The organism is Pseudoalteromonas sp. SD03 (genome assembly GCF_040937955.1).
In the GTDB taxonomy this organism is placed as follows: domain Bacteria; phylum Pseudomonadota; class Gammaproteobacteria; order Enterobacterales; family Alteromonadaceae; genus Pseudoalteromonas; species Pseudoalteromonas tetraodonis.
Map to the genome: position 1 here is coordinate 1950811 of NZ_CP162514.1, position 23122 is coordinate 1973932.

Sequence of the window (23122 nt, forward strand, 5' to 3'; positions counted from 1 at the left end):
GCATAAATCTTATTTCTTAGCATGCCCTAAGAGCTGTAGCTTATAAATAGAGACTATGGTCGTATTTTTTAACTAAATATACTTGGTTTTGAGGTTAGGTATAGCGAAAATTAGACACAAAAAAGCCCGCTAATAAGCGGGCTTTAATATAATGGTGGAGAGATAGGGATTTGAACCCTAGAGGGGCTATAAACCCCTGCCGGTTTTCAAGACCGGTGCATTCGACCACTCTGCCATCTCTCCGAAAGTGCATAAACTACAAGTAAGCGTATACTCATAATTATTTTAATAAGGTGGTGGAGAGATAGGGATTTGAACCCTAGAGGGGCTATAAACCCCTGCCGGTTTTCAAGACCGGTGCATTCGACCACTCTGCCATCTCTCCGCACGGCCTGAATAATAGGGAAACCCATGGGCTTTGTGAAGCTTTTTTTTCAATTATTTGTTCAAGTGATTAAAAAACAACTAATTTGTTTAAACATAAAGCAAAAAGATCGATTCCTATACGCCGAGTGAACTTTTATTTAAATTTAGTTGTCTATTGATCTACAAAGGTTTGCCCAAACATATAAGAGTTGGTAATCTAATTTTAGTTAAATTACAGGAACTACTTAGTTTCACTTACAGGAGCTCTACAATGGCATTTAATCAATCGTACAATACTGCAAAGCCGGTAATGTCGACCATTGAAACAAACAAAGTGCTTAAAAACACTTATTTTCTACTTGCAATGACACTTGCATTTAGTGCCGTCACCGCCGGCATTTCAATGGCACTGCAATTACCTTATTTCATGGGACTAGTGTTCACTCTGGTTTCGTTTGGCCTTCTTTTTGTTGTAAACAAAAAAGCCGACACAGCATCTGGTGTATTTTGGGTGTTTGCGTTTACAGGATTAATGGGAGCTGGTTTAGGCCCACTCCTTAATCACTATGCACAATTACCTAATGGCCCTATGCTAATTATGCAAGCGCTAGGTTCTACGGCGTTAATCTTCTTTGGTTTATCTGCTTATGCACTTAACACTAAAAAAGATTTCTCGTTCATGGGTGGTTTTTTAACTGTGGGCTTAATTGTGGTTATCGTGGCAAGTATTGTAAATATTTTCCTAGGTAGCTCTTTAATGTTTATGGTACTAAACGCAGCCGTGGTACTAATCATGTCTGGCCTAATTTTGTTCGATACGAGCAGAATCATCAATGGCGGCGAAACGAATTATATCCGCGCAACGGTTTCTTTATACCTGAGTGTGTACAACTTATTTACGTCTTTACTTGCGTTACTTGGCGCAAATAATGACTAATTAAATAGTTCTGTTAAAATAGCCCCTTTATTGGGGCTTTTTTATTGGAATAGTTTTGGCACGCTTTGTACTTTCTTTACATACTCCACCATCGGATCACGATACCACACAGCGAATTGTTAAATTTGCTCACGCCTGTTTAGCACAAGGGCATAGTGTTGATGCAATATTTTTATACCAAAATGGTATCTATCATGCTTCTACTCATTTTGAGCTTGCCTCAGATGAGCTCAATTTATCCTCACTTTGGCAGCAGCTAGCCGACAAAAATATTAATTTAATGCTGTGCGTTACCGCAGCTGAAAAGCGTGGCTTAGATATGCAAAATACTGGTGTATTCGCTGTAGCAGGCCTCGCTGAATTTGCTATGTTAGCCAGTGAAGCAGATAAATGGATACAATTTAAATGATTAATGTACTCGTTATTAGTCAATCAAGTCCATTTGATGACATGCATATTCGCGATGCACTCGATATGACGCTTATTTTTGCCGCAGTTGATCAAAATATAAGTTGGTTGTTTAGCGGTCCTGCGGTGTTAGCTCTTAAAAAAAATCAAAGCCCGAATAGTTTGGGGCTTAAAGATTTTTTTAAAAATATTAAAACCCTAGAAATATATGATGTTGATAATATCTACGTGTGTGAGAAGTCACTCATTGACTACGGTTTAAGTAAAAATGAGCTACTTATTGAAGTAAAAACCGTTAACTTTAATGCCCAAAAACAGTTAATTCAAAATCAGCAGCACGTGGTAACGCTATGAGCACTTTACATATATTTTCAAAACCACTGAATTACTACAGTGCAAACAGTCTCGATAATCTGATTATGCTCACAGACAGTGTTTTACTCGTGGGTGACGCTTGCTTTGCAAAAGGGCAATATAGACAATTTGCTGACTCACTTTATATTTTAAAAGATGATGCAGAAGCTCGAGATATATCATTAAATATGAACGACAAAGCAATTAGCTATGATGAGTTTGTTACCCTCAGTTTAACTGCAAAACAATCAATTACTTGGTGATTTATGTTGGAATTTAATAATCAAACAATAGACACAGATAAGCAAGGTTACCTGCTAGATCATACTGATTGGTCAAAAGAGTTAGCCGATGTTATTGCACAACATGAAAGCATTATATTAACCGAGCAGCATTGGGAAGTTGTTAACTTTGTGCGCGCATTTTATCTAGAATACAACACCAGTCCAGCCATTAGAATGTTAGTCAAAGCCATGGCTAAAGCACTCGGTGAGGATAAAGGGAACAGCATGTACTTATACAAACTTTTTCCTAAAGGGCCAGCCAAACAAGCAACTAAAATTGCGGGTTTACCTAAACCTGCACGGTGTATTTAATGAAGCATAAAACTGAACATTCGCCCTCCTCAAAGGGTAAGCGCAATACAGGCCGTACTTACTCTCGAAGTGGTATCAATAAAAGGACAGTAAAAAGACCAATAAAACCGGCAATAGCGCAGAGCGATAAAAAAGTCATTTTATTTAATAAACCTTATGATGTTCTTTGCCAGTTCACTGACGATCAAAATAGGCAAACATTGGCTGATTTTATTCCTATAAAAGATGTTTACGCAGCAGGTCGTTTAGACAGGGACAGCGAAGGGTTGTTGTTATTAACAAACTGTGGAAAGTTACAAAATACGCTCACAGCGCCTGGTAAAAAAACCAACAAAACCTATTGGGTTCAGGTTGAAGGGATCCCAACACAAGCGTCTATCGATGCTTTAAATAAAGGTGTCGAACTCAAAGATGGCATCACCTTACCCGCTGAAGTAACTTTAATGGATGAACCAGCGCTTTGGGCAAGGACTCCTCCAGTGCGAGAGCGTAAATCAATACCTACATCATGGCTAAGTATTACAATTAACGAAGGCAGAAACCGTCAAGTTAGACGTATGACAGCTCATGTTGGCCATCCTACTTTGCGTTTAATTCGCTACAGTATCGGTAAATACACGCTAGAGGGAATAAATAGCGGAGAATTCAAAGATATTGATAATTAACCATCAAGTTGCGTTAATTATCTGTAGCTAAAGCAATACAATTTCTTCCTTGTTTTTTCGCGTAATAAAGTGCGTTATCTGCTTGTTTAAAAAATTGTGCATGATCGCTATCGTGTTCATGCTCTATGGTGTTTATTCCCATACTGACAGACAATATACCTGTAAAGCTGTCTTTGTGGGGAATGGCCATTTTTTCAATCGATTTTTGTATTTGTTCGGCAATAAATAATGCCCCTTGCTTACCTGTTTGAGGTAACAGCACGACAAACTCTTCTCCTCCGAATCGCGCTACAAAATCTTCTGGCCTGCAGACGGTTTCAGCTAATTTTTGCGCAACTTGAAATAAACATTTATCTCCTTCGAGATGACCATATCGGTCGTTATACTTTTTAAAATTATCGATATCAATAATGATCATTGAAAGCTCACGATGCTCGTTCGATAACTTGTTAAATTCAGACGTTAGTTTTTCATCAAAGCGCCGCCTGTTGGCTATTTTAGTGAGTGAGTCTAAAAACGCCATATCACTGAGTATTTCTTGAGTTTTTAAACGCTCAGTAGCATCGTTGAATATAGCAATAAATTCTCCTTCAACACTGATACCAGAAACTTGCATCACAATTTCACTGCCATCTTTACAAGAAATCCTGTAATCATTAGCTGGAATATCATCATTATTTTGATTGGCTTGCTCAAGTGACTCCTGCCATAACGTTTGTGCAAATGTTCTGTAATCTTTTTCAGGGTAGGCTAATTTCCACCAAACATTAAGATTAGGTACGTCTTGTAACGTGTAACCAAATACATCAATAAAACGTTGGTTCACTTTTAAAATATCACCAGTTACCATACAAACATCACATACCGGTAAGGGTAGAATCGTGAATAACCGCGCATAATGACTCAACTCATGCTTGCGCATAGGGTGTTGGGTAGTGCTTATAACATTATAGTCTTGTTCTTTGTTTTCACGTTCAAGCGATACATTCATTGAAGCGACAAAATGCCACTCTACCCACCATTTCTCTAACTGGCTTAAAATTGCCTTTTGTGATGATTTTAAAGAGCCTAAAGAGGATTCTATAAGCCTAAACAGCTCAACAATCGGATTAGGCTCTTGATAAAGATAGGGAGCTGGCACAGTTATAATGTCATAAAATAACTTATAAGCTGATTCTTTGAATTGCTGTAGTGAATAATCGTCTTCAAAAGTAAGATTTGACACCGTTTTTTCGGACGCATCCAGCACAAACGACTTAACCAAATGTGATTGCGAGGCGTAATTCATATATTCATTCCATTGATTATATTTTAGGTTATTTAAGTATTTACGTGTTTAGATACTAATTAAGATATGGTAGGTAATCTCAAATGTAAAGTTTTGTTAATGAAGAATAGCGCTACGTAATTAAATACGACAAAAGCAACTTACAAAGTATGAAGCCATCAATATAATTCATCCCTTTTCACTAGCCTAAAAATGAGTAAATTACACACCAAACTACGCCTTACTAACCATTGGATGGAAAAAGTTACAACAAAATCTATTCAATCCCCCATCCTCTCTTTAAGCACCAACAAAATACATGCTATAATCGCGGCCTTTCCAAGTTAACAGTAATCTGTATAAGCGAAATTATTCATGAGCGAAAATAGTCACATTAAAGTCATCGTTGGTATGTCCGGCGGTGTTGATTCTTCTGTATCTGCATATTTATTAAAACAGCAAGGCTACCAAGTAGAAGGCTTGTTTATGAAGAACTGGGAAGAAGATGACAATGATGAATATTGCGCTGCTGCTGAAGATTTAAAAGATGCACAAGCTGTATGTGACAAGTTAGGCATTGAACTTCATACCGTTAATTTTGCTGCTGAATACTGGGACAACGTATTCGAATACTTTTTAGCAGAGTACAAAGCCGGTCGCACACCTAACCCAGACATCATGTGTAACAAAGAAATTAAATTTAAAGCCTTTTTAGAATTTGCGGCTCAAGCACTTGGTGCTGACTTTATAGCAACGGGCCACTACGTACGTCGTGAGCTCAGAGATGATAAATATGTTATGTGCCGTGGCCTAGATGATAATAAAGACCAAAGCTACTTTTTGTACACATTGAGTCATGAACACATCGCGCAAACGCTGTTCCCTGTCGGAGATATTGCCAAGCCAGAAGTGCGCCGTATTGCTGAAGAGCAAGATTTAATTACCCACGATAAAAAAGACAGTACTGGTATTTGTTTTATTGGTGAGCGTAAATTTAAAGATTTCTTACAAAAATTCTTACCTGCCCAACCTGGTGTTATTGAAGACACAGATGGTAACAACGTTGGTGAACATGAAGGTTTAATGTACCACACCTTAGGTCAGCGCAAAGGCTTGTTAATTGGTGGCATGAAAGAAGGTTCAGGCGAACCTTGGTATGTTGTAGACAAAGACGTTGAGCGTAATGTATTGATTGTTGGCCAAGGTAAAAATCACCCTCGCCTTTACAGTAATGGCCTAAATGCCAACCAATTACACTGGGTAGATCGTGTTGGTCCTCAAGGTACTACTCGTTGCACCGTAAAAACACGCTACCGTCAAGAAGACCTAAGCTGTACCTTGTTAGTCGGTGAAGATGGTATGGCACGCGTATTATTTGATGAGCCACAAAAAGCGGTAACCCCAGGACAATCTGCCGTATTTTACGCTAATGAAGTGTGTTTAGGTGGTGGTATTATTGACTCGGTGATCAAATAATGAATCAACATCAAGTCATGGCGCTTGCAGCCATGTGTCAAGTGGCTAAGCAAGTTCAGAAGGTTGCCCAATATGGTCGCGCTGATGAACAAGATTTATCGATTTTATTATCAAGTATTGTGCAAACCTCGCCAGCTTCCCCAGAAGATGTTTATCAAGGTGAACATAACTTACGTGATGGCTATAAAACATTGATGGCACAACTGAGTGCCGGTGCTCAAAAAGATGTAGAAATAGTCAAATATGTGGGTGGTTTAATGCAGTTAGAGCGTGCGCTTAGTGCTAACAGTAAAAGCCTCAATGAATTAGGTAAACGTATTGATGATATTCATCGTCGTTTAGATCATTTTGCTATTACCGATGACAGTGTTGTTGCCGGTTTAGCAGATATATACTCGTCGGTGCTAAGCCCCCTTGGGCACCGAATTCAGGTTTATGGTAAACCCGAGTTATTAAAACAGCAGCTCACGCAAAATAAAATCCGCGCATTACTTTTAGCCGGAATTCGCAGTGCAGTATTATGGCGACAAATGGGCGGCAAACGTCGTCATTTCTTTTTTGCGAAAAGAAAAATTCTCGCCATAGCTAAAACAAAAATTTAATTATCGTTCAAACTAAAATTTAGGAGTTATTATGGAGCTTTCAGCGTTAACGGCTATCTCTCCGGTTGATGGTCGCTACGGCAGCAAAACCACTGAACTACGCAGTATTTTTAGCGAATTTGGATTAATCAAATACCGCGTAACCGTTGAAGTGCGTTGGTTGCAAGCGTTAGCTGCAGCAAGCGAGATTAAAGAAGTCCCCGCTTTTAGCGACGAAGCAAATGCGCTGTTGAATGCAATTGTAGATAACTTCTGTGAAGCTGATGCTCAGCGAGTTAAAGACATCGAACGCACAACAAACCATGATGTTAAAGCCGTAGAGTATTTACTAAAAGAAAAAGTAGCTGATAATGCTGAGCTACACGCAATTAACGAATTTATTCACTTTGCCTGTACTTCTGAAGATATTAATAATCTATCTCATGGTTTAATGTTAACTGAAGCGCGTAACCACGTCGTTTTACCTTATTGTGATGAGTTATTAAGCGCCATTAAAGAAAAAGCAATTGAGTACAAAGCCATTCCAATGATGACTCGTACACATGGACAGCCTGCAACGCCTTCGACTATGGGTAAAGAGTTTGCAAATGTTTACATGCGTTTAAAGCGTCAACGTGACCAAATTGCACAAGTAGAAATGCTAGGTAAAGTAAACGGTGCTGTGGGTAACTACAATGCACACCTAAGTGCGTACCCTGACTACGATTGGCATACCCACGCCGATAAGTTTGTAACTAGCCTAGGTTTAACACTCAACCCGTTTACCACGCAAATTGAACCGCATGATTACATAGCAGAGCTTTTTGATGCAATTGCACGCTTTAATACCATTTTGCTCGATTTTGACCGCGACATGTGGGGCTACATTGCACTTAATCACTTTAAGCAAAAAACCATTGCCGGTGAAATTGGCTCATCAACTATGCCACACAAAGTGAACCCGATTGATTTTGAAAACTCAGAAGGTAATTTAGGCTTAGCCAATGCTATCTTTGGTCATTTAGCACAAAAACTACCTGTGTCTCGCTGGCAACGTGATTTAACTGACTCTACCGTATTACGTAACTTAGGTGTAGGTATGGGTTATGCGGTAATTGCATACCAATCAACCCTTAAAGGTGTAAGCAAACTTGAAGTAAACGAGCAACGTTTGGCAGATGAGCTTGACCAAAACTGGGAGCTGCTCGCTGAGCCAATTCAAACCGTTATGCGTAAATACGGTATTGAAAAACCATATGAAAAGCTAAAAGATTTAACCCGTGGTAAACGTGTAAATCAAGAAATTATGGCTGATTTCATCGATGGTTTAGACCTTCCAGAAGCTGCAAAAATTGAAATGAAAAAACTAACGCCGGCTAACTACATTGGTCGCGCTGTTGAGTTTATTGATGATTTAGTTTAATCACTCAAATCTACTAATATAAAGCGAAAGGTACCTGCCTTTCGCTTTTTTCATTTAGGTCTTAACGTTATAGGCATTCTATGTATCAATTAAAAATAAATGAATTATCAGAGCAAGCGTTTTTAAGTCAATATTGGCAAAAAAAACCACTGTTGATCAAAGCTGGTTTTAAAGATTTTCAAGACCCACTTGATGCGAATGAACTCGCAGGCCTTGCTATGGAAGACAGCATAGAATCGCGCATTATTACTAACCACAATCAACAATGGCAATCGCATCAGGGACCATTTGACGATTTTGAAATACTCACTGATCAGCACTCGACACTACTCGTGCAAGCAGTGGATCATTGGCACCCAGAAGCTGCTCAGTTACTTGAACCTTTTCGCTTTATACCTAATTGGCGCATAGATGATTTGATGATCAGCTACTCAACCCCAGGTGGCGGTGTTGGCCCACACCTAGACCAATACGATGTATTTATTATTCAAGGTGAAGGTAAGCGCCATTGGCGGGTAGGATTACCCGACCCAACACTAAAACAATTTGCTCAAAATAAAACATTACTGCAAGTTGAAGCTTTTAGTGCAGTAATTGATTGTATTTTGGAGCCCGGTGATATTTTATATATACCACCCGGTTGTCCTCATGAAGGCTATGCGGTTGAAAATGCACTCAACTATTCAGTCGGTTTTAGAGCACCTAATCAACAAGATTTACTTTCAAGTTTTGCTGATCATATTATCGACACAGAAAGCGGCCAAAAAAGGTATACCGACCATACCCTCGCCCTACGTGATTCCAAAGGTGAGCTAACCCAAAGCGAAGTCGATAAAGTAAAAACGTTAATGCAAGCATTGCTAGAAGACGAGAGTTTATTTAAACACTGGTTAGGTAATACCCTTAGCCAACCTAAGCATGATATGGACTTAGCCCCTGAAGAAGACCCATTTAGTGTCGAACAAATACAACAACTGCTTGAGAACCAAGTAACATTTGAGCGTTTAGGGGGCACACGTGCTATTTATCAATGTATGGATACAGAGTTACTTCTAAGTATCAATGGCGAAAACTACGCTTTACCCTTATCTGATTTAGAAGCGGTAAAACAGCTTACTGATTTTATTGAATTTGATAGCAGCGTGCTTAATGCAACCACACCTAGCCTAGATTTTATCGAAACTTTTACTACACTGGTTAATGAGGGTATTTGGTTTAGCTAGGAGGAGGTCATGGTTTATACCGTTGACAAAGTTGATTGGCAAAGTGAAAAAAGTCAACTGCAACATATAAGGGAGCGAGTGTTTGTATATGAGTTACATATTCCTAAACGTATTGAGTTTGATAACTTAGATGCACTCGCTCAACATATTCTGGTCACCGATAATATGCACTCACCTGTTGCCACAGGTCGATTATGTAATGATGGTTTAATTGGAAGAATCGCCGTATTGCCGCAGCATCGCAACCGCAATGTTTATAAGTCACTGCTTAATTTCATTGTTAAATTAGCAGCGGAGCAAGGTATTGAAGCAATCAGTATTAATTGTATTTTAAACGAAGTAGAACGATTCAAAAATAATGGGTTTATTGTGCAAGGCCACGTCTTTATGGAAGCAGGTATCCCAAGGCAACGTATGCAGTGCCCTATTGCATGCTTTGAAACACGACCATTTACTTTAGTGCATTAACGAAAAAACGAGCCACTTGGCTCGTTTTTTTCTTTATTCTTGTCGGTAATCTTTGAAAAAACGCTGCATTTTCATCATTGCACTCGATAAATCATCTTTATTAGGTAAAAACACCAATCTAAAATGATCAGGCTCTGGCCAGTTAAAGGCGCGCCCATGTACTAACAATATTTTTTCTGCTTTTAACAAATCAAACATCATTTGTTCATCGCTTTTAATATTGAATTTAGCGGTATCCACTTTAGGGAAAGCATAAAGCGCCCCTTTAGGCTTTTTACAACTAATTCCATCAATCGCATTTAAGCCGCGCCAAGCAATATCACGTTGCACATATAAACGCCCACCGGGGTCAATTAAGCTATCAATTGACTGAACGCCACCCAATGCTTGCTGAATTGCATATTGTGCGGGCACATTGGCACAAAGACGCATTGAGGCAAGAATATCTAAGCCTTTAATTAAATCTGTCATTAATGCGGTGCGACCACTTAACACCATCCAGCCCATTCTCAGCCCAGCAGCACGGTATGTTTTAGCTAAGCCATTAAAGGTGATGATAGGGAGATCATCGCATAATGAACCAATAGAAGTATGGGTAACGCCGTCGTATAGAATTTTCTCGTATATTTCATCGCTTAACAGCAAAAGCTTGTGCTCTCGAGCAATATTGATCAACTCTTCAAGTAAAGCGTCACTGTACACAGCCCCAGTTGGGTTGTTGGGATTAATCAGCACTAATGCTTTGGTTTTAGAGGTGATTTTACTCTTAATATCATCAATGTCAGGAAACCAATCTTGCTCTTCATCACACAAGTAATGAACCGGATTACCACCTGCTAATTTTACCGAGGCTGTCCAAAGCGGATAGTCTGGAGCGGGAATTAACACTTCATCATCATTATTCAACAGTGCTTGAGTAACCATTTGGATAAGCTCACTCACACCGTTGCCAATGTAAATATTATCAACGTCTAAATTGTGTAAGCCACGCTGTTGGTAGTGCTGATAAATAGCAACACGCGCAGAATAAAGACCTTTAGAGTCACAGTATCCTTGAGCTGAATATAAATTACGAATGATATCGCGATGCATATCTTCAGGCATATCAAAGCCAAATGCGGCGGGGTTACCTATATTAAGCTTTAATACCTTTTGGCCCTCATCCTCCATTTTTTTAGCTTGCACTAAAACGGGACCTCGGATGTCATAACAGACGCCGTCTAATTTATGACTCTTTTTTATTTCTGACATTGTTACCTCTAAAGAGCAAGTTAGCCATTAGACTAACGCAGTAAAGCCGTGAATTACTAGGAAAATTAAGCGCTTAAAACTGAAAAAAATTCACGTTAACACTCTTTTTTATTACTATTGAAACGCGTTTAGCGCCCAGCTAACCATGCATTTAGTTTTGCTTGTGAACCAGTAACTTGCGCCATTAATCCATCGGCTGCATTAACAGCCTGCTCGTCATTCCCATTATTTAAATTATATTCAATTAAACGAGCAACTTCGGCTAAACTAGCCGCACCAAATTGAGCGGCGTTTGATTTAAGGCTATGAGAGTGGCGAATAGCAGCCTCTTTATCTTGCCCAAGCGCAGCAATTGCTTCGTTCCCCAATCGCTCAAATTCCGCACAACAAAATTCCAACGTATCTGGAAATTGTTCACCTAATAGCGATTCCATACTTTCTAAAGCGGATTCGTCAATATTGATCTCTGTCATATTCATGCCCTTCAATACGGTCCATCGATTTTCTTCTTATCTCTTACTCTATATCTAAGCACAAAAAAAAACCAACTTTATTAGTGCAAAAATGTATAATTACGGCAAATGTACCAACGAAATAGTGTATTCAATGGCACGTCCTCTTTGTAAACAGTGTAACTTTTCGCTAAGCACTTGTATTTGCAGCGCAATTACCTGTGTTAATAACCAAACACAGGTTATTATTTTGCAGCACCCCAGTGAAGCAAAAGTTAGCAAAAATACGGCGCAGCTATTAGCTTTAGGTTTAACCCACTGTAAAATTATTAGAGGCGAAAATAATCAAGACTTCGCCTGTTTACAGAACCTGCCTATTGAATCGAGCGTATTACTCTACCCAAGCGAGAGCGCCGTAAAATTAGACCGACCGAATAGTAAAGAAAATCTACAAGAGATTACGCATTTAATTGTGATTGATGGTACATGGAATAAAGCCTTTAAAATTTTGCAATTAACCCCGTTATTACAACAGTTTAAAACGGTAAGCTTTAGCCATATTCCCACCAACCGTTATGCTATTCGTAAAGCCCCTAGAGCAGATAGTTTATCGACACTAGAAGCAGTAGCACATAGTTTATGGCTCATAGAAGCACTAAACCCTGCGCCCTTGTATGGTTTATTAGAGGAATTAATAAAAAAACAAACCCAACACATGCCCGCTCACGTAAAAGCACGTTACTTGTAATGTATGAGCTGAAATAAAATAACCGATGCGTAATACCACATCTCGATTAAAACGCGGATTTTCTCGCCAAGGCCCCGACTATCGTTTTGACGATCAAGTCGATTTTAGTGATATAAGAACCACTTTTGGTTTTCGTTCTATGGTGGTTGGTAAATGGGTTACTAAAGAAGAGCGCTTTATTAGTGCCAACTTAATTTATGATGCGCTGGCTGATTTAGCGCAGATTTTGCATTTACCACCCACTGCCATTGGCCTGCGTGGCAAACTTAATTTCGCTTTTGGTCACGGTGGACAAAAAGGCGTGCAAGCACATTATAATGCGTATGACCAAACCTTAGCACTGGCTAAAAATGTAGGCGGTGGCGCTTTAGCCCATGAATGGTTTCATGCTTTTGATCATCATATTAGTGAGCATTTGTTTAAATCAAAAACCCGCTTTGGTTTCGCTTCTAAGTTATGGTTATCACACTCTCCCGACTTAAGCCATCCACTTAATGATGCACTTAATCAATTTTATAAACAGGTGTTTTTAGAGCAAAGCGGTGAACATGCCAATGAATTTGTAAATAAATGCATTGCGTTTGATAAAGCGCATAATCAGCAGTATATGAGTATGCCAGAGGAGCTTGCTGCTCGGTGTTTTGAAGCCTGTATCAACGAGCATCAAACAATCAAAAACAGTTTCTTAGTCGGCGGTTTGAGTAATAATAACTTAATTTATCCTGAGCTAAAGCACACGTTACTCGCCAATGAAGCGCTTAACCATTATTTTCAACTATTAGGTTATGCGCTTCATCAACTAGAAAAATAAGCTATTGTTTAGCTTAGTTATTTATCGTCACTGATACGGCTTGCTACCGCACTATTCTGATCTTTATATTTTGCATCAATGCGGGTGTTATAAGGGCTTTCACACGGACCGGTAAGTGTTTCAAAACTCATTGCGCCAATTTTCATCATAGGTCTGAGCGCAAGCGGTAACTTACCCGAGTTATAAAACTCTAAAACAATATTACCACTCCAACCAGGATCGATTCTGTGTGCTGTAACATGCACCATTAAACCCAAACGTGCCAGCGATGAACGCCCGTCTAACCAACCAACAATGTCTGCAGGTAGGGTTACTTTTTCATAGGTTATTGCCAACGCAAGCTCGCCAGGATGTAGAAAAAACGCTTCGCCTTCAGCTAATACAATTTCGTCGCTCATGATTGATTCTAACGCTTTATTAAGCTGATCTTTTGGACCACTTAAATCAACATAAGCGGCATTATGGGCATGAAATGTTCTAAACTTATTACCTAAGCGAAGATCAGCGGTAACCCCTGAAATCATTTCACTCGTTGGCGCGGGCTCGATAACAATGCGCCCATCGTTTAAGTATTCTTTAATATGTGTATCTGAAAGTCTCATTTTTAATCTTCCGTAATCACAACGTCAATCGCGTTGTGATGTTGTTGATAGTAAAGCGTGCTGGCAATCAATCGTGCGGCCGCGCTGTAAGTTTTGCTAATAACCGCATCTGTATCATCGGCAATCAACTTACCTTGCTCAGAGGATTCTCTGATATCAATCGCAAGCGGAATATGCGAAAGCACAGGCACACCATGCTTAAGGGCTAATTTTTGTGCACCGTCTTTACCAAATACATGGTTTGCCTCGCCGCAATGCCCACAAATGTAATGGCTCATATTTTCAATCAAACCGAGCACTGGCACATTTACTTTATTAAACATAGCAATACCCTTTTGCGCATCAGCAAGCGCTAAGTCTTGTGGCGTCGTGACAATCACGGTGCCACTGGCTGGCACTTTTTGGCTCATGGTTAATTGAATATCACCGGTACCTGGCGGCATATCTACAATTAAATAATCAAGTTCACCCCAATCGGTTTCATTTAAAAGTTGACTAAGCGCGCCTGAGGCCATTGGGCCGCGCCATACGGTGGCATCATCGCTGGGGACTAAAAAACCGATAGATTGCGCTTTAATACCATTGGCATCAAACGGTTGTAATTGTTTATTGTCTTTTGTAACCGGCTCACTGCCAACTAATCCTAACAACATAGGAATTGACGGACCGTAAATGTCGGCATCTAGTATACCTACTTTTGCGCCTTCATTTTTAAGCGAGCCCGCAAGATTTACAGCCGTAGTAGATTTACCCACCCCACCTTTGCCTGAGGCGACTAAAACAATATGTTTAATGGCTTTAAATTTCGCAGCCTCTTTAAGGTGAACACTAGCCGTTACGTTTACATCAACCTTTAAACGCTCAGTCAAAAATTGAGCCACATGCGGCATTTCAGATTGCGCCGCAAAAGGGAGATTGAGTTTAACCGTAATTGATTTATCAGTGTTTTGAGTGATATCAGCAATGAAATCTTGCTCAATACCCACAGCGAAAGCGGCACTGCGATAGGCCGCTAGAGCAGAAATAATCGGTTGTTTTTGCACCGATTTTGCAGAGAATAGTTTCGACAGTCCAAACATAGCAATAAAATAGCGTTTCTTTGATGAAAAGTGCCACGGAATTATGTAACATTCAGGGCATTAACACCAGTCAATTAGTAAATATCGATAAGCAGTGTGCTCTGTTATCACTTTGCTTATCGATAATGTAATAATTTTCATCTGTTCCTGACTAGGAACGCTTAATTCGGAATGATTATGGCACAGCGAAAGATCCTGATTACTAGCGCATTACCTTATGCCAATGGCCCTACCCATTTAGGGCATTTATTAGAGTATATTCAAACTGATATTTGGTCGCGTTTTCAAAAACTACAAGGCCACGAAGCGTACTATGTGTGCGCCGATGATGCTCATGGCACACCTATTATGCTTAATGCGCAAAAGCAAGGGATCACGCCTGAGGAAATGGTAAAAAACGTTAGCATTGAGCGCCAACGCGACTTTGCTGATTTTAATATCAAATTTGATAATTACCACAGTACCCATAGCCAAGAAAATAAAGAATTTAGTGAGCTTATTTATAATCGCCTTAACGATGCAGGTCATATTAAAAAGCACACTATTTCACAGTTATTCGATCCAGAAAAAGGCATTTTTCTGCCAGATCGCTTTGTCACTGGCACGTGTCCTACCTGTAAATCAGAAGATCAGAACGGGGATAGCTGTGATGCCTGTGGCGCAACCTACAGCCCAACCGAGCTGATTAACCCACGCTCTGTTATGTCGGGTGCTGAGCCTATCTTAAAAGATTCTGAGCATTACTTTTTTGATTTACCCGCCTTTGAAGACATGCTTAAAGAGTGGCTACATTCAGGCACAATTCAACAAGAAATGGCCAACAAGTTAGATGAGTGGTTTGCCGATGGTCTCCAGCAATGGGACATTAGCCGTGATGCACCTTATTTTGGTTTTGAAATTCCAAACGCACCGGGTAAATACTTTTACGTATGGCTAGATGCGCCTATTGGTTATATGGCGAGCTTTAAAAACTTATGTGATAAACAGGGCATCGACTTTGATGCATTTTGGCAAGAAGGTTCAGACGCTGAACTTTATCACTTTATTGGTAAAGACATCATCTATTTCCACAGCCTATTTTGGCCTGCTATGTTAGAAGGCGCTCAATTTAGAAAGCCAACTAACGTATTCGCCCATGGTTTTGTTACGGTCAATGGCGCAAAAATGTCTAAATCAAAAGGCACGTTTATTAAAGCGCGTACTTATTTAGATAACCTAGACCCAGAATTTTTACGTTACTACTACGCAGCTAAACTTAATAGTGGCATTACCGATTTAGATTTAAACCTTGAAGATTTTGCACAACGTGTAAACTCAGACTTAGTGGGTAAAGTAGTGAATATTGCCAGTCGTTGTGCCGGTTTTATTACTAAAAAGTTCGACGGTAAGCTGAGCAATACAGTTATGCAACCTCAATTGCTTGCAGAATTCCAGAACGCATCAGCGACAATCACCGAATATTACGAGAACCGTGAATACAGCCGTGCAATTCGTGAAATCATGGCACTTGCTGATAAAGCAAACCAGTTCATTGATAATGCCGCGCCTTGGGTGCTTATTAAAGATGAGTCAAAGCAAGAAGAAGCGCATCAGGTTTGTTCACTAGGACTTAACCTATTTCGCGTGTTGATCACTTACTTAAAACCAGTGCTACCTGGCATGGCAAGTAATGTTGAAGCCTTTTTAAATGATGAATTATCTTGGCAGGGTGCGCAAACAGCGCTAGTAAACCACCCTATCAATAAATTTAAGCCGTTAATGCAACGTGTAGAAATGGATAAAGTGAATAAAATGGTTGAAGAATCAAAAGAAAGTTTAGTTGCTGAAAAAGACAAAATCGATCCTAATAGCCCGCTTGCGAAAGAGCCTATTAGCGAAGAGATTGAGTTTGATGACTTTGCAAAGGTAGACCTGCGTGTTGCTAAAATTGCCAAAGCAGAGCACGTAGAAGGCGCTGACAAGCTGCTTAAATTAACCCTTGATTTAGGCGGTGAAACTCGCCAAGTGTTTGCTGGAATTAAATCGGCTTACGCACCAGAAGACATTGAAGGTAAATTAACGGTAATGGTTGCTAACCTTAAACCACGTAAAATGCGTTTTGGAATGTCTGAAGGTATGGTACTTGCTGCAGGCCCTGGTGGTAAAGAAATTTACATTCTTAACCCAGACGACGGCTCTGAGCCGGGTATGCGCGTAATGTAATTATTATCGCTTAAAGCCGCTAATATTTAGCGGCTTTTTTTTCATCTGTTATTTAGCTATTCTAATGAGAATTTTTAACGCCGCTATTCTCTTGTTTGCTACCTGAAAATCATTAAGCATTATTGCGATTTTGTATTACTGCAACAACTTTTGCTAAGTGAATCACCAAGCTTTGCGAGCTAATATACACAAACCAGTTTACATAGCGCACTTGAGGATAAAAGCCTTGCCCCTGATTACCATAAATCCAAAAAGCACCAATAATGGCATCAGCCAATGCAGCAAGGAAAAGCCCTAAGCTCACCCACACTATTGATTTGGGTGCGTTAATCCCACCATAGGCAACAACTAATACCAGACCCATAAGCCCAACAGCCGTTATCACTAAACTATAGACCCCAGTCATAGCTAAAATAGTATCTCCTACCCCCTCAAGATACATAGAAGAGAGCGACGCACTACTTAGCACCAACACAACAACAAAAAAAAGTGCACTTTTTATAAGCGACACCCGACGTTTTATATTAAAAGCTAACACACAGGCTATAAATAAAAGGCTGTAACCAGGTGCAAAAAATAAGATTGAATCCACTAAGTAATCATGTTTTATCAAGGTACTATAGCGATAATAGTGTTGGGGTAAATTAAAATTAATCACATCACCCGCGATACACAACATAAAAGCGCCACTGCCTAAAAGAGCAATAAAGCGTAATTGTTGGTCTTTAAAACGTTTAAATACCCAAGCTGACATCGTTACACTATTAAACATAAGTAAGCAGAGGGAACTCAGTGACAACAGCATTAAAACACGTTTATTTTCAGGCGCAAGTAGCCCTATTAACATCACAGCTAAAGCGCACAGCCAAGCTATAAAAGTAATAATTTGATGCGGATGTTTTATAGATAACGGATTAATTGCACTATCCAACCTTTAAAATTAATAACGTTAACTTAGCAAGTTTTTATCGTCCAAGGCTATTTTTTGTTTTGCATGTGCTGTATTTCTTTTTGTGTTTTAAGCCGACATTGCGCTAACTGTTCGAGTCGAATTGCTTTAATAGCGGCTAATGGATCTTGTGCATTAAGTCCACCAGCATCATGGTTATTTTGTTGGTTTATTACTTTATTCTCACCGTGCTTATTGTGCATATCTTTTCTCTTGGAACTGTTTATCGATTTTAGGCGCGGTACCTTAAGTAAAAAAGTGCTTTAACGCTAAACGATTTACTTGAAAAACACCTGACACCCTGTATATTAGAACCTTCTAATGTTTAGAGGTGTATTATGCGCATTATTTTGCTTTTTTCCAGTTTATTTATTTCATCCGCTGCTTTTGCTAGCAATACCGACGAGGCACGACAAACCATCAAAGCATTTTCAAGTGATTTAAAACAGGTACTGGTTAGTACTATGAAACAAAGCGGCCCACTAGCGGCAATAAGTGTATGTAATACAGCTGCACCCGCTATCGCTTCACAACACAGCAATAGTCCTTGGCAAATTAGCCGCAGTGCTTTGAAAACTCGTAACTCAGATAATCAACCCGATGCATGGCTCAAAAATGTTTTATTAAACTTTGAACAACGAAAGCTCAATGGCGAGCCGGTAGCAAGCATAGAATATCAAGAGCAAAGACCGGATGGCTGGTATTTTGTAAAAGCGATTCCTACTCAAAAAGCGTGTTTAGCGTGTCATGGCAGTCAGATTGACCCCACAGTTTCTAAAAAAATAGCGACTTTATACCCTAATGATCAGGCAACTGATTTTAAACTGGGTGACATTCGTGGCGCATTTGTTGTTAAAAGGGCCAGTGAAAATTACCAATGATAATTCATTGACGATCAGCTATTAAATTTTACCGCATCGGATGCAATACGCTTTTTACGCCTAACATATAAAGTATGTGGCAGCATAAGTAATTGATTTAATAAAATAGCTAATACCAATGCAAACAACACTGCACTCGCGGTTAAAGGGATACCTAACTTAAAGTTATCAAGTGTATTTTGTAATCTGTCAACGCGCTCAGGGGAGAACATATACAGCATTTTTTGCACTAAATTACCTTGTTCAAAAATAGCCATCCCTTTTTTTAAATCGGCAAATTGCAGTAATGTTTGCTGTTTTTGATTTGCATCGGCTCTGACACTCGGTTCAGTGTTTGCTAAATGGCGGTTTATCATCGCTTGCGTGCTAGAAAAGTTATATTGCTTGGCCGTTTTTGCATAGCCGTCGACTTGCCATTTTGTTGCATGGTATAAGCCCGCTAAATGTTGTTGGTAATGATCACTCAGCTGCGGTAGTTGCAATGAAACAATAAAAGCGCAAGCAAATATTAACTTATCGAACAGGTTAACGATCATAATAATCCCTTGTGCTGCGTTTAATAAAAGTGACTACCGTTAACTATAGCAGGTAGTCGCTTTAGTCTAAATACCATGCGCTGCTGTGCTGTTAATCTGCTTGGTGGAATTGACGATGTAGGGCGTGAACCTGCTCAACAAGTGCTGGTACGGGCCCATAAACAGCGACATTTGGAGCAACCGCTTCAATAGGTAACGGGTTAACTGGCGACTTAGTCATTTTGAGCTCGCTAAGCCAGCTAGTTAATTGCGCAGATGAACTCACATACATAATTCGCCCTAAGCCAACCCAGGCGTGTGCTGCGGCGCACATAGGGCAATGTTCCCCTGAGGTATACACAGTAGCCCCAGCGCGTTGCTCAGGGGTCATATTGTTGGCTGCCCAACGAGCAATTTCAAACTCAGGATGACGTGTATGATCGCCACCCGCAACACGGTTGCGATCTTCCATACATACATTTCCTTCAGCATCAACAAGCACAGAGCCAAACGGTTCATCTCCTGCTTCTAACGCCTCTTTAGCTAGCGCTACGGTGCGTTTTAAGTGCGCTAAATCAGTCTCATTCATCATGTGTGCACTCCTTTAACTGTCATCATAACTTTATCTGTTAGCCATATTTTTAATAGTCTGAATGTTACTCTTTTTCTAACCATAACGCTTTGATCCCCGCTTTAGCAACACGTACATCCTCACTGCCATGAGCACCGCCAACTCCCACAGCCCCCACCACAGTATCGTTTATATAAATAGGCACCCCGCCATCCAATATTAAAATGTTTTCATCTAAATAACGAAGGTCTGCTGGAATAGTGCCCTCTTTTATGCCTTTTGCTATAACTGCGGTTTCTCGCTTTTGCGAATTGGCGGTATAGGCTTTTTTATAACTGGCACGAATAGTATGAACACCGGCACGATGATCGCGAAGTACTGCCAGCGTTTGCCCAGATGCATCCACAACGGTTATTGATACAGCTAAATTGTCTTTGTGCGCCGCTGCAGACGCTGCATTGACTATACGCTGTGCCATTTCACCCGTTAATTGTGCCACCATAGCCACATTTTCAAGCTGTTGATTATGAGTATTTATCTGCATTTCAGTTTGTCCAGCAACAGACGCTAATGAAGAAAGTGATGCAATGAGCGCTGTAAAAATAGCCCGTTTTTTCATGGTTTATTTCCTATTGTTAATTAATGACGTTATATCGCTGAACTGGATATAAAAAATTGAAAATAAACAGACCGTGTTTACTCATAAAAGCTTTCACTAGGAGGGTTAATAGCAGGCTTTGCTTTTTATTAAATACCTTTATTGGGATAAGGCAATGACTCACCCTTTTTTAAAATGATCGTAAGCTAGCAACCCGGCGTAACATTTAACCGACATCTAATCAATTTAAAGGAAAGTAACATGTTTAAGAAAATAGCGTCTGTTCTGACTTTTGTATTAGCAAGTTTAGCCCTATCTACAGCAGCTCATGCCGATCACCATGGTATGAAAAAAGATATCGTTGATGTAGCTGCTGCCAATGGTTCTTTTTCAACACTCGTTGCAGCTGTCAAAGCGGCAGGCCTCGTTGATACGTTAAAAGGAAATGGCCCTTTTACTGTATTTGCGCCAACTGATGAAGCATTTGCTAAACTACCAGCAGGTACCGTTGAAAACCTTCTTAAGAGCGAAAATAAAGACAAGTTAACTGCAATTCTTACCTACCATGTGATATCAGGAAAAGTAATGGCTGCAGACGTTGTAAAATTAGACAGTGCAGCGACCGTACAAGGTCAGTCTGTGAATGTAACCATCAATGACGGCTCTGTTATGATCAACAATGCCAACGTAGTAATGGCAGATGTAAAAGCGAGCAACGGCGTGATTCATGTCATTGATACTGTTTTGTTGCCAAAAGAGTAACAATCTAATCTCCACAGCGGAGTAAAATACTAACTCCGCTCACTATTACAAGCACAAAGTATTATTTTCTTTTACTAAATGCCCTCTTTTATACTAGTGATTTTTACACTATATTAAAAGATAATTAAGCGTCTGTTAATATTGAGAAAGTGTTTGTGGAAACAAATAAAAATAATACTACTGTTGAAGATAAACCAACTGAAGATCAAAAGAAGTTTTTCCTCGATTTACTCCCGGGAAAGCTAATTGATATACAATTTAACAATCCCATTCAGGTTCGCTTTAAACTCACTTTAATCGGCTACGACACCGGTAAATATTTAATATTAAAATACCCTGCTCAAGCAGGTAAAAATGATTACAGCGACATTTTAGTTGAAGGTAATGGGGCTATTGTACGTTATATCATTGAAGACGAACGGGGCGAATGTGTTGCTTTTTCAACCAGCATATTAGCGATTTCATTTCGCCCTGAACGATTAATTTATTTAGCTTACCCTAAAAAAATTGAAAGCCGCCAATTACGTGAAACTAGCAGGTTGCCTACACACATTCCGGCTAAAATTAGTTTACATAAAGGCGATATTGATGCTGATAATAAAAGCTTATTGCACGGTTTAATTATTGATATTTCTCCGAGTGGTTGTCGCTTTGCTATTCACGTAAGCTCTGGATTTGTTGCACTAAAAAAACGTCAAGTTTTTGTGCATATACTTTCTCCATTAGACAACGAGCCTGTTATTATTACGTCTTACATTAGGAATAACCAAATGAAAGGCAACCGCCTTAGCGTTGGTATAGAGTTTGATGCTTCAGAGCAAGTTAAGCTTAACAAGCTGTTAGAAGCTTACTCGATTGATATTGATTAATGCCTTAAATAATCCTACCTGCAAAAACAGCAATGGCTAACCAATCTTGCTTAGCCATTGTAATAGTTAGTTTTTTATTCTAAACGCTTCAAAAACCGGTCACTTCTTGGCAAGTAGTAATCATCATAATCAAGCGAGACAATCACTCGCTCTGCCCGACCCAGCAACTCATCACGTGGAATTAATCCAATAACCCGTGAGTCCGCACTGTTATCGCGGTTATCACCCATAACCAGATAATGATCTGCTGCTATTGGTGTTGCCGGAAACTGCACTAAGCTTGCTGCCGATTTGGTAAGCCGTATGGTATGAGCATGCCCCTTTAAGTGCTCAGTTTTATCTAGCCACCGAATACTCTCGTTTAAAGTGCTATAACTTACTTTCTCGCCATTAATGGTCAATTCGTTATTTTGCAATGAAACTATATCACCTGGTGTGCCAATAACGCGTTTTATTAAACGGTTATCCGCCACTTTAGAATCAAATACAATAATATCGCCGGTTTGTGGTTCTGCCAGTCTTAACAGGGATACATGCGTAAATGGTATACGTAAATCATACGCCATTTTATCGGTAAGGATTCGGTCGCCTTCTTCAATAGTCGGTTTCATTGAACCTGTTGGTACTTCGTACCAATCGGCGACGGCACTACGAAACACACTCATTAAAATAATAAAAACAATAGGGCCTGTTGACCTTTGCGGATTGGAATTTGTTCAAACAAGGGGCGATTTAATCGCGGCGCGAGGTTTGTAACCTAGTGGGCTAAGTAAAAACCGAGTAACAAAGAGTTAATCGCCCCTTGGAAGAACCCTTTGGGCAATACCTGTTTGGCATTGATGCTACGTTATCGCCTATTTATGGGGAATAACCACACCACATAGGCTCTGCCTTGCTTAAATACCAAACAGACTACTGCAAATTCAACCTTGAAAGGTTAACAGGCCCTTAAGAACGGTTATTTTTCCAAAATTTATAAAGTCGCTTCATGTTTTGTCCCTGCTATAGGTTAAGTATTTATTTGACTGTATAAATGCAGAGCCGTTCAAATGAGTGTGTAACAAAACA

At 39.7% G+C, this 23122-nt stretch carries 28 protein-coding genes and 2 tRNA genes; 17 read left to right on the forward strand and 13 right to left on the reverse strand.

Annotated features, from left to right (window positions below; all coding sequences use genetic code 11):
- Positions 1-152 precede the first annotated feature (152 nt).
- Positions 153-243: transfer RNA gene (locus ABZP26_RS09040), tRNA-Ser, on the reverse strand.
- Between the two features lie 51 nt (positions 244-294).
- Positions 295-385, reverse strand: a tRNA-Ser gene (locus tag ABZP26_RS09045).
- Positions 386-637: 252 nt separating this feature from the next.
- Here ABZP26_RS09045 and ABZP26_RS09050 point away from each other — a divergent pair.
- The 6 genes from ABZP26_RS09050 to ABZP26_RS09075 are packed head-to-tail and all read left to right on the forward strand — an operon-like array spanning position 638 to position 3326.
- Positions 638-1303 (forward strand): Bax inhibitor-1/YccA family protein, encoded by a 666-nt coding sequence (locus ABZP26_RS09050; protein ID WP_008112034.1) that lies wholly within the window; start codon positions 638-640, stop codon positions 1301-1303.
- A gap of 55 nt (positions 1304-1358) precedes the next feature.
- Entirely contained in the window at positions 1359-1712 is a 354-nt protein-coding gene (gene tusD, locus ABZP26_RS09055; protein ID WP_368484836.1) for a sulfurtransferase complex subunit TusD, read from the forward strand.
- Complete coding sequence (gene tusC / locus ABZP26_RS09060) at positions 1709-2065, forward strand: sulfurtransferase complex subunit TusC (protein WP_008112028.1); 357 nt, start codon at positions 1709-1711, stop codon at positions 2063-2065. The genes tusD and tusC overlap by 4 nt, the downstream gene beginning before the upstream one ends.
- Entirely contained in the window at positions 2062-2328 is a 267-nt protein-coding gene (locus ABZP26_RS09065) for a DsrH/TusB family sulfur metabolism protein (RefSeq protein WP_368484837.1), read from the forward strand. Before tusC ends, ABZP26_RS09065 begins: the two co-directional genes overlap by 4 nt.
- 3 nt (positions 2329-2331) lie before the next feature.
- Positions 2332-2661 (forward strand): TusE/DsrC/DsvC family sulfur relay protein, encoded by a 330-nt coding sequence (locus ABZP26_RS09070; protein ID WP_008112024.1) that lies wholly within the window; start codon positions 2332-2334, stop codon positions 2659-2661.
- The gene (locus tag ABZP26_RS09075) at positions 2661-3326 is read left to right on the forward strand and encodes a pseudouridine synthase (protein WP_109874582.1); all 666 of its coding nucleotides are present in this window, start codon (positions 2661-2663) and stop codon (positions 3324-3326) included. The genes ABZP26_RS09070 and ABZP26_RS09075 overlap by 1 nt, the downstream gene beginning before the upstream one ends.
- Positions 3327-3339: 13 nt before the next feature.
- Here the strand turns inward: ABZP26_RS09075 and ABZP26_RS09080 are convergent, their stop codons facing one another.
- A complete protein-coding gene (locus tag ABZP26_RS09080) occupies positions 3340-4614 on the reverse strand; it encodes a diguanylate cyclase (protein WP_075169159.1) in 1275 nt (424 codons plus the stop codon).
- A 354-nt stretch (positions 4615-4968) separates the two neighbouring features.
- Between ABZP26_RS09080 and mnmA the strand changes: the two genes are divergently transcribed.
- From mnmA to ABZP26_RS09105, 5 genes are all read left to right on the forward strand, one after another.
- Entirely contained in the window at positions 4969-6069 is a 1101-nt protein-coding gene (gene mnmA, locus ABZP26_RS09085) for a tRNA 2-thiouridine(34) synthase MnmA (protein ID WP_008113585.1), read from the forward strand.
- On the forward strand, positions 6069-6671 hold the full coding sequence (gene hflD / locus ABZP26_RS09090; RefSeq protein ID WP_008113587.1) for a high frequency lysogenization protein HflD: 603 nt from the start codon (positions 6069-6071) through the stop codon (positions 6669-6671). The genes mnmA and hflD overlap by 1 nt, the downstream gene beginning before the upstream one ends.
- A 31-nt stretch (positions 6672-6702) precedes the next feature.
- Entirely contained in the window at positions 6703-8073 is a 1371-nt protein-coding gene (purB, locus tag ABZP26_RS09095) for an adenylosuccinate lyase (protein WP_013465045.1), read from the forward strand.
- Positions 8074-8153: 80 nt separating this feature from the next.
- Positions 8154-9296, forward strand: coding sequence for a cupin domain-containing protein (locus tag ABZP26_RS09100; RefSeq protein ID WP_028835166.1), 1143 nt, complete (start codon positions 8154-8156; stop codon positions 9294-9296).
- A gap of 9 nt (positions 9297-9305) precedes the next feature.
- Complete coding sequence (locus ABZP26_RS09105) at positions 9306-9764, forward strand: GNAT family N-acetyltransferase (RefSeq protein ID WP_058154700.1); 459 nt, start codon at positions 9306-9308, stop codon at positions 9762-9764.
- Between the two features lie 33 nt (positions 9765-9797).
- Here the strand turns inward: ABZP26_RS09105 and ABZP26_RS09110 are convergent, their stop codons facing one another.
- Positions 9798-11015 carry a pyridoxal phosphate-dependent aminotransferase gene (locus ABZP26_RS09110; protein ID WP_016900382.1) on the reverse strand — a complete coding sequence of 406 codons (1218 nt, stop codon included), beginning with the start codon at positions 11013-11015 and terminating at the stop codon, positions 9798-9800.
- A 128-nt stretch (positions 11016-11143) separates the two neighbouring features.
- Entirely contained in the window at positions 11144-11488 is a 345-nt protein-coding gene (locus ABZP26_RS09115) for an Hpt domain-containing protein (RefSeq protein WP_013465049.1), read from the reverse strand.
- Positions 11489-11621: 133 nt separating this feature from the next.
- Here ABZP26_RS09115 and ABZP26_RS09120 point away from each other — a divergent pair, with 133 nt between their 5' ends.
- Together ABZP26_RS09120 and ABZP26_RS09125 are read left to right on the forward strand one after the other, a co-directional pair.
- Positions 11622-12215, forward strand: coding sequence for a tRNA-uridine aminocarboxypropyltransferase (locus ABZP26_RS09120; protein WP_368484838.1), 594 nt, complete (start codon positions 11622-11624; stop codon positions 12213-12215).
- A gap of 25 nt (positions 12216-12240) precedes the next feature.
- Positions 12241-13026: a CLCA_X family protein gene (locus ABZP26_RS09125; protein ID WP_368484839.1), complete on the forward strand. Its 786-nt coding sequence runs from the start codon at positions 12241-12243 to the stop codon at positions 13024-13026.
- A 17-nt stretch (positions 13027-13043) separates the two neighbouring features.
- On the opposite strand, the gene dcd is transcribed toward ABZP26_RS09125, so the two are convergent.
- Together dcd and apbC are read right to left on the reverse strand one after the other, a co-directional pair.
- Positions 13044-13628, reverse strand: coding sequence for a dCTP deaminase (gene dcd, locus ABZP26_RS09130; protein ID WP_013465052.1), 585 nt, complete (start codon positions 13626-13628; stop codon positions 13044-13046).
- A gap of 2 nt (positions 13629-13630) precedes the next feature.
- On the reverse strand, positions 13631-14707 hold the full coding sequence (apbC, locus tag ABZP26_RS09135; protein ID WP_368484840.1) for an iron-sulfur cluster carrier protein ApbC: 1077 nt from the start codon (positions 14705-14707) through the stop codon (positions 13631-13633).
- Positions 14708-14884: 177 nt separating this feature from the next.
- On the opposite strand from apbC, the gene metG reads away from it, so the two are divergent.
- Entirely contained in the window at positions 14885-16909 is a 2025-nt protein-coding gene (gene metG, locus ABZP26_RS09140; RefSeq protein ID WP_013465054.1) for a methionine--tRNA ligase, read from the forward strand.
- A 112-nt stretch (positions 16910-17021) separates the two neighbouring features.
- Here metG and ABZP26_RS09145 read toward each other — a convergent pair whose 3' ends face one another.
- The gene (locus ABZP26_RS09145; RefSeq protein ID WP_368484841.1) at positions 17022-17663 is read right to left on the reverse strand and encodes a hypothetical protein; all 642 of its coding nucleotides are present in this window, start codon (positions 17661-17663) and stop codon (positions 17022-17024) included.
- A 224-nt stretch (positions 17664-17887) separates the two neighbouring features.
- A complete protein-coding gene (locus ABZP26_RS09150; protein WP_167380510.1) occupies positions 17888-18061 on the reverse strand; it encodes a hypothetical protein in 174 nt (57 codons plus the stop codon).
- Positions 18062-18196: 135 nt separating this feature from the next.
- On the opposite strand from ABZP26_RS09150, the gene ABZP26_RS09155 reads away from it, so the two are divergent.
- Positions 18197-18739, forward strand: a complete 543-nt coding sequence (locus tag ABZP26_RS09155) for a DUF3365 domain-containing protein (RefSeq protein ID WP_368484842.1) — start codon at positions 18197-18199, stop codon at positions 18737-18739.
- Positions 18740-18753: 14 nt separating this feature from the next.
- On the opposite strand, the gene ABZP26_RS09160 is transcribed toward ABZP26_RS09155, so the two are convergent.
- From ABZP26_RS09160 to ABZP26_RS09170, 3 genes are all read right to left on the reverse strand, one after another.
- On the reverse strand, positions 18754-19275 hold the full coding sequence (locus ABZP26_RS09160) for a DUF2937 family protein (protein WP_058154708.1): 522 nt from the start codon (positions 19273-19275) through the stop codon (positions 18754-18756).
- A 91-nt stretch (positions 19276-19366) separates the two neighbouring features.
- Positions 19367-19846: a nucleoside deaminase gene (locus tag ABZP26_RS09165; protein ID WP_368484843.1), complete on the reverse strand. Its 480-nt coding sequence runs from the start codon at positions 19844-19846 to the stop codon at positions 19367-19369.
- 64 nt (positions 19847-19910) lie between these two features.
- Positions 19911-20444 (reverse strand): heme-binding protein, encoded by a 534-nt coding sequence (locus ABZP26_RS09170; RefSeq protein ID WP_368484844.1) that lies wholly within the window; start codon positions 20442-20444, stop codon positions 19911-19913.
- A gap of 240 nt (positions 20445-20684) precedes the next feature.
- On the opposite strand from ABZP26_RS09170, the gene ABZP26_RS09175 reads away from it, so the two are divergent.
- Together ABZP26_RS09175 and ABZP26_RS09180 are read left to right on the forward strand one after the other, a co-directional pair.
- Positions 20685-21185 (forward strand): fasciclin domain-containing protein, encoded by a 501-nt coding sequence (locus tag ABZP26_RS09175; RefSeq protein WP_368484845.1) that lies wholly within the window; start codon positions 20685-20687, stop codon positions 21183-21185.
- A gap of 155 nt (positions 21186-21340) precedes the next feature.
- Positions 21341-22054 (forward strand): flagellar brake protein, encoded by a 714-nt coding sequence (locus ABZP26_RS09180; RefSeq protein WP_013465062.1) that lies wholly within the window; start codon positions 21341-21343, stop codon positions 22052-22054.
- Positions 22055-22128: 74 nt separating this feature from the next.
- Here ABZP26_RS09180 and lepB read toward each other — a convergent pair whose 3' ends face one another.
- Complete coding sequence (lepB, locus tag ABZP26_RS09185) at positions 22129-22737, reverse strand: signal peptidase I (RefSeq protein ID WP_368485617.1); 609 nt, start codon at positions 22735-22737, stop codon at positions 22129-22131.
- Between the last annotated feature and the right edge of the window lie 385 nt (positions 22738-23122).